Below are 6,242 nucleotides of genomic sequence, written 5' to 3' on the forward strand. Positions count from 1 at the left end.
CTGATCAGTTCAACCAGAAATTATATTTTTTATGGACTTAAAAATCGATATTACTGCCTGCCTCCTAAGAAGCAGGCAGTAATATCGAGTGGGGATTACAATTTTAATAGCAAGGTTTTCTGGGAACCGTTTGTACACAAGAAATCTGATAGAAGTTAGGAAATATGTCTAAAATTGCCAGCCAATGTCTTGAAAAATAGATCCATAGAAGCGTAGTACAATAAAGAAGCACTTGCAATCGTCTCACGTCCAGACCATCCAGCGGGGCCTATGCTGGCAGGCTGGGATGGCAGGGACTCAGTGAAACAGCAAAGAGAGCAACCAACAAGGAGGTCGCAGAGCAGAGCAGCACCGCGCCGCGGCCAGGCAACGAATGGGACGAGGCAAGAGAGTACGCTGTCACAGGACAAGAGAGGATCTGGATGAAGCTCAGGAGGAGCAAAAAATATCGTAGGGAGCGGTTGCATCTATGAATATCTTGCATTGGCTGAAGCAATTGTGGCGAGGCAAGGGTCAAAGGCGCGGGCTGCGGAGAGCGGCGCCATTGCAGACAGTTGCTGGGACAGGAGCAGCGGAGCGAGGGCCGGCGGAGGCTCATCCAGAGCAGGCTGCGAAGGCTCGGCGAGACAGAAGCTCGGTCAATCCAGCAGTGACCACCTCTTTCGGATCAGCATCCCCTGGGGCCTTGCATGCTGCTGGCCTCCTAACGCGTGTAGCAACTGGAAGCTGGCCAGGCAGCGGCTCGGCGAGCGATCCAGGCTGTGGAGGCAAATGGCAGTTTCAGCAGCCCAAGGCCACGGATCAGCTGGAGCTGGTAGGAGCTGGCAGTACGCTCGGCCAGCGACAGGAGCTAGAGCGATATCCGACTGTCCGGCTTCCTCAGCCTCCCCAGGTGGCGGCATTCGCCAGGCGCTACTTGATAGATACAGATTACCTGCTGCCGAAGGATCTCATTGAAGCCAATCGGCTCGATTTCCAGCACTTCTACCTCAAGCATGTCCTTAAAAGTAACTATCTGGCGCCGCTCGACAAGGGGCGAGTGCGGTCCATCCTCGACGTCGGCTGCGGTACCGGACGCTGGGTCATCGAGATGGCGCGGGCTTTTCCCCAGGCGCGGGTCTATGGCATCGACCTGGAGTGGTCGACGCCGTTGCAGAAACTCCCCCCAAATGTGAGCTTTTTGCAAGGCGACGTGCTGCGGGGCCTCCCCTTCCCCGAGCATACTTTTGACTATGTCCATCAGCGTCTGCTCGCAATGGGCATTCCAGCTAAGAGATGGCCCTTCCTGTTGCAGGAGCTGCAGCGAGTAACGGCGCCAGGCGGCTGGATTGAGCTGTTCGAGGGAGGAGATACCTTTGTGAACGCCGGTCCCGCTCTCAGGCTGTTCATCGAGTGGTATCGCCAGGCCAGCAAGCGGGCCGGCTACGATCCGGCCCTCATGGATCGTCTTGGCAACCTTTTCCAGGACCTTGGGCTGCACCATGTCCGCCTGGAAACGTTGAGCGTGCCGGTCGGCCCCTGGGGTCGTCACGAGGGTGTTATGCTGCAGAAGAACCTGATGGCCACTTTTCCGGGTCTTTTCCCTCTCTTGCAGCAACAGCTTAATATTGAGGAAGAACAATTTAATACTATACTGAGAGAAATCAATCGAGAAATGGAAATGTTACAAGTAGAGTATCAATATTATGTAGTCTATGGACAGAAATGATAGCACCTTTTTCTTGACCTTGTACGCCTGTGCCACGCGCCGCTTTCCCCTGGTGCTGCGGCCTGCTGGGGGGTGGCCTCGTGGTGCAGCTACTTCCCGGAGTGCATCCTCAAGAGAAAAAGAGGCTGCTCGATGTTGCTCAGCGTTGGGCCAGGGAAGGCCCAGCTACTGTCACTGGTGTCAGGCCCGGCGCATTACCGTTCCCGCCATAGCCAGTTGGAGTTTGCCAGACCAGTGAGTGACCTCGCCCACGCTTCCTTTTCCAGCTGTCACCGAGCAGCCCGGGATAGAGGCTACCCACAGAGGGGAAAGCCGGAGCCAAGCAGGTTTTTTCCTGCTAGCCCAGGTCGCCCTCGCAGGCACTTCTTTCGTTGCTTGTAGACTCTCTTCGCCTCCCTGCTGGGAGTCCCAAAGCTGGCCTTTTTTGAGCAGGGCCGAACCCCACCTGGCTCTCACCCTGCGGCGGCGAGTCGGAGTTTGCTGCCATCTGACGTGAGGCACAGCGCGGACAAACCAGCCGCGGCAGTTTCTCTTTCAGCCAGATTGGCGGCGCGGTTGCAGCAAACATCCCTGAACCCCTCCTTGCTGCCTGCCAGTCTCAGGCTATGTCAGACTTGTCATGGATGTAGACAGGGCAAGCCCCAGCACTGTACTGATCCTGCCCTATGAAGAGGACACGCGCCACCACGGGCAAGCTGACAGATTTTCCCAAAAGTACCGTCCCTTCTGTCCCATCCCCAGAGGTCGGCTGGCGTGGCGCTCAGCGCTGCCCACTCTGGATCTCGACCGGTCGTGGCTCCGGCGGCAGCTCCTGCTGGCGGAAGTAGGGCATCACCTCACGGGCCATCATCTCCTGATGCTTGAGCACAAGGTAATCGGGCATGCCGTCAGTGCAGCCGCCGGTGACCAGCATGCCAGCATGCAGCACCTCGGTGTAGTAGCTGAGCTTCTCTATGACTGTCGCCGGACTGCCGGCTATGACCACGCCCTGCTCAACCAGTTCCTTAAAGGTCGTATTGCCGAAGCCAAAACTGGCGCGGTTCTCAATGGCCGCTCGAATGCTGCGCAGGCTCATGTAGCCCGGCGGCATGAAGAACTCGGTCGGAACCTTCATGGCCTTCTGAAAGAGCCACATCATGTAGCGCTCTCCCTCTTTCATGGCCAGATCATCGGTCTCGGCGATGGCGATCGGCACGCAGAAGGCAAGCTGTTCAGGCTGAGCCTCGTAGCCATATTTCTCCTCAGCTAGGCGGCGATACAGTTCATAGGCACGCTTGCGCTGCTCCATCGGCATGAAAACGGTCATGTAGGGATAGCGATGGGCGGCAGCGAAGTCGATGGTTTCCAGGCTGGCAGTGCCCGGCATCCAGATCGGCGGATGCGGCTTCTGCAAAGGTCGCGGCCAGATGTTGACGTAGCGATAGTTGTAGTGCTCTCCTTCGAAGCTGAAGGGACCGGGCCGCGTCCAGGCCTGGATAATGAGATCGTGGGCCTCGTTCATGCGCTCGCGGCTCAGCGTTGGATTGATATTGTAGCTGAAGTATTCCATGCCGGTGCCGCGCACAAAGCCGGAGATGATGCGCCCGCCGCTGATGACATCGAGCATGGCGATCTCCTCTGCAACACGCAGAGGATCGTCGTGGAGCGGCAACGCGTTGCCAATGATGCCGATCCTGGCCCGCTTGATGCGCTGGGTGAGCACGGCGGCCATGATGTTGGGCGAGGGCATCGTACCGTAGGCATTCTGATGATGCTCGTTGACGCAAACGCTGTCCCAGCCCAGTTTGTCAGCGCGCTCCAGCTCGTCGAAGTAGCGGTTATAGAGGGCGTGACCTTTCTCGGGGTCGTAAATGCTGTTGGGTAACGTCACCCAGGCCGAGTCGTATTTTTCATCGAAGTCGGGCGGCAGATCGGGCCAGGGCATGAGATGGAAGTAGTGAAAAGTCAGTCGAGGGCGGCTCATGAGGGCTTCACCTCCTGCGGCTGCGACTCCTGAAGAAAGGCGGAGACGTGGGCAACCCACTGCTCACAGACTTCAAACATGGGCATATGACCGGTCCCTTCCAGCATGACGAGCTGCGCACCGGGAATGAGGCGCTGCCACTCTTCGCCATAGGCAGCTGGAATGAGGCGATCGCGCGCTCCCCAGATGATCAGAGTGGGGCAGTTCAGTCGCTGGAGACGCCGCGCCAGCCTGGGATCGTAGTGCGGGTTCCAGGCCAGAGCGGCCAGCGTGGTGCGCTCGGCGTAGAGGCGGACAAAGTAGTCGGTGTTGATCTCACGCGGAATCAAGGGTGCGGCGGCCATGAGATTCTCAAAGCAGGTCTCTAGCAGTCGCTGAGGACTGAGAGCGAAAATGTCAGCCATCGGGACCCCTTTGACCCGTAAGCCCGCAGCGTTGGAGAGGACGAGCCGGCTGACACGCTCGGGGTACCAGACAGCGATTTCGGCAGCCATCCAGCCCCCAAGGGAGTGCCCGACCAGGGCGGCACGCTCAAGGCCCAGGGCCGCCAGGAGATCGCGGAAGTAAAGAACGTAATCGCTCATGTCGTGCATCCAGTCTGGCCGCTCGCTGAGGCCAAAACCTGGGATATCGGGGGCAAAGAGGTGGAATTGCTGAGCCAGGAGGCGGTGGTAGTCGAGCCAGAGATTGCCAAGATGGGTGCCGTGCAGGTAGAGCAGCGGCGGCGCTGTGGGAGGACCGGCCTCAAAGAGATGGGTGGCTATCCCTTGCACTTCAATGGTGCGTTCAATCCGGTCGCCAGCGCGATCGGCTTCGGTCATCGCTGACACTCCTTTCCCTCTAGATGAAGAGCATGACTTCGCTCAAACGCAGGTGAATGTCTGGGCCATCCATCGGCCCTGGCGGCTCCTCTCTTCTTGCTCTCGATAGAAGATAGAAAGGGGAACGCCCGGTGATTGTGCATTTGCCTCACGACGACCAGGAGCAGGAGAGGGAACACAGACAAGACACCGCTCACGGAGAGAAGGATACCATATGCAGCTGTCTCTTCGGCGCTTGCCAGTAGGGAGCTAAGGCGAGAATAGCGGGTAACAGGGGGCGAGACGAGTCAATTCGGCAAGATAATCGATCCGGACCTAGCTAAACAGGACAGGCATGGTCAGGTCACTGTAGGTGCCTTTCCTCCGCCCTGCCGGCCCATAGACCATAATCTGCCCTTTTTCTTCCAGCAGGCTCAGGCTCGACTTATATTTGAAAAATTCAGTGTCAGCAAGAACGAATTCTTCAATATCATCAAAGGTAACTTTTTGTTGTCTGAAATGGTCATAAATCTTCTGAGCGAGAATCGCTGGATCATCATTCTGAAGCAAGAATCCCTGTTCCAGACCAGTGCAGTCGGAGAAAACAAAGTTACCCGTCGGGTCAACCTTCCACATCGCGCGCTTCATCTCCTTCATCCCTCGGCGATGCTTCGTGGCAAAGAAGAGAAAATAATCGGTCGTGTTCTTCCTATCACGCATACAGAATGAGCGCACGTAGCGAGCGCCTGCGACAGTCAAGAGCTGCTGACGATAGAGGTCGTGCAGGCGCCGCTGGCGCGTGTGCACATCGGGGGTGTCAAGGGTGATTGTCTGCCACGCAGTGGTGCCGAAGAGAGAGTCATAATGCTGCCGCTGGGTCCTGTAATCAGCATCCAGAAAACGATTGATTTCCTGGTACATGAAGGTGATCAAGACCTCACAGCGAGGGCAAGCCATCAGGTCGCGAATAATAGACATGGGTGCGTGGGAATAGCCAAATGGATCAACAAAGACAAACATGGCATCATATTGCTCGCACCCGTTGGCCAGAAGGCTGGTCATCGCCTCTACAAATCTTCCCGTATATACCTGATAAGTCGCGGTGGGTGGCAGTGGGTGGCTCTGGAGATGGACCCGGAGCTTCCGCTGCAGATGAGCAGAGCGCTTGGGGTCCAACTCCACGAAGAGAAACTTCACCCGGCCTCGCCGCAAGGAGTCGGCACGATGCTGCTGATAGGCATTGATCATAATCAACGGCGAGCCGATTTCCCCGCCTACGTACTCCCCTGGACCAGCAAAACCATCGACCAGTAACCCTCTTCTCCCTTCGCGGATGAGGATGGGGAGCCAGGCATCCAGGTATTTGCGCAGAATGATGTGTTTCGCACGCGTATGATCATCCAGCTTCCAGATCACTGACGGCGGAGCCATCGCGCGCTCCTTTCCAGCTCGCCGCCTCTGGCCATCTCCTGGACAAGACTGGTAAACGCCACCCTCCTCAGCCAGGCCCTTTGGAGACAGCAAGGCACGCGGTACACGCCACGATCAGAGCTTGCACCACTCCTCGGATCTTCAATTTTTTAATAAACAAAACGCACTATCAGTTTTATATCTCTCTATTAGATTATACCTAACGACAGGTCGTTTGGCAAGTGAAATCTCCTAAGATAATCAAGCGAACATTAAAATGCTACTCCTGTAGCGTGTGACTGATCAAAGGAAGCGGACTGCGCTGGAGCTGAGCACGGAGCCGATAGCTGATATGGCAGGC

Annotated in this window: 4 protein-coding genes; 1 reads left to right on the forward strand and 3 read right to left on the reverse strand. The window is 56.8% G+C overall.

Features of this window, described 5'->3' with window-relative positions; all coding sequences use genetic code 11:
* The first annotated feature begins 469 nt into the window (after nt 1-469).
* Entirely contained in the window at nt 470-1,708 is a 1,239-nt protein-coding gene (locus IRZ31_RS19450; RefSeq protein ID WP_297156810.1) for a class I SAM-dependent methyltransferase, read from the forward strand.
* A gap of 760 nt (nt 1,709-2,468) precedes the next feature.
* Here IRZ31_RS19450 and IRZ31_RS19455 read toward each other — a convergent pair.
* From IRZ31_RS19455 to IRZ31_RS19465, 3 genes are all read right to left on the reverse strand, one after another.
* Nucleotides 2,469-3,671, reverse strand: a complete 1,203-nt coding sequence (locus IRZ31_RS19455; RefSeq protein ID WP_297156812.1) for an LLM class flavin-dependent oxidoreductase — start codon at nt 3,669-3,671, stop codon at nt 2,469-2,471.
* Entirely contained in the window at nt 3,668-4,492 is an 825-nt protein-coding gene (locus IRZ31_RS19460; RefSeq protein ID WP_297156814.1) for an alpha/beta fold hydrolase, read from the reverse strand. Before IRZ31_RS19460 ends, IRZ31_RS19455 begins: the two co-directional genes overlap by 4 nt.
* A gap of 315 nt (nt 4,493-4,807) precedes the next feature.
* Nucleotides 4,808-5,902, reverse strand: a complete 1,095-nt coding sequence (locus tag IRZ31_RS19465; RefSeq protein WP_297156816.1) for a three-Cys-motif partner protein TcmP — start codon at nt 5,900-5,902, stop codon at nt 4,808-4,810.
* Between the last annotated feature and the right edge of the window lie 340 nt (nt 5,903-6,242).

Origin of the sequence: Thermogemmatispora sp. (assembly GCF_019683635.1) — a bacterium.
GTDB lineage: Bacteria > Chloroflexota > Ktedonobacteria > Ktedonobacterales > Ktedonobacteraceae > Thermogemmatispora.

What these genes read in the sequence shown, in the direction of transcription:
- IRZ31_RS19450 (WP_297156810.1), top strand. Translation starts at nt 470, where the DNA reads ATGAATATCTTGCATTGGCTGAAGCAATTGTGGCGAGGCAAGGGTCAA.
- IRZ31_RS19455 (WP_297156812.1), bottom strand. Translation starts at nt 3,671, where the DNA reads ATGAGCCGCCCTCGACTGACTTTTCACTACTTCCATCTCATGCCCTGG.
- IRZ31_RS19460 (WP_297156814.1), bottom strand. Translation starts at nt 4,492, where the DNA reads ATGACCGAAGCCGATCGCGCTGGCGACCGGATTGAACGCACCATTGAA.
- IRZ31_RS19465 (WP_297156816.1), bottom strand. Translation starts at nt 5,902, where the DNA reads ATGGCTCCGCCGTCAGTGATCTGGAAGCTGGATGATCATACGCGTGCG.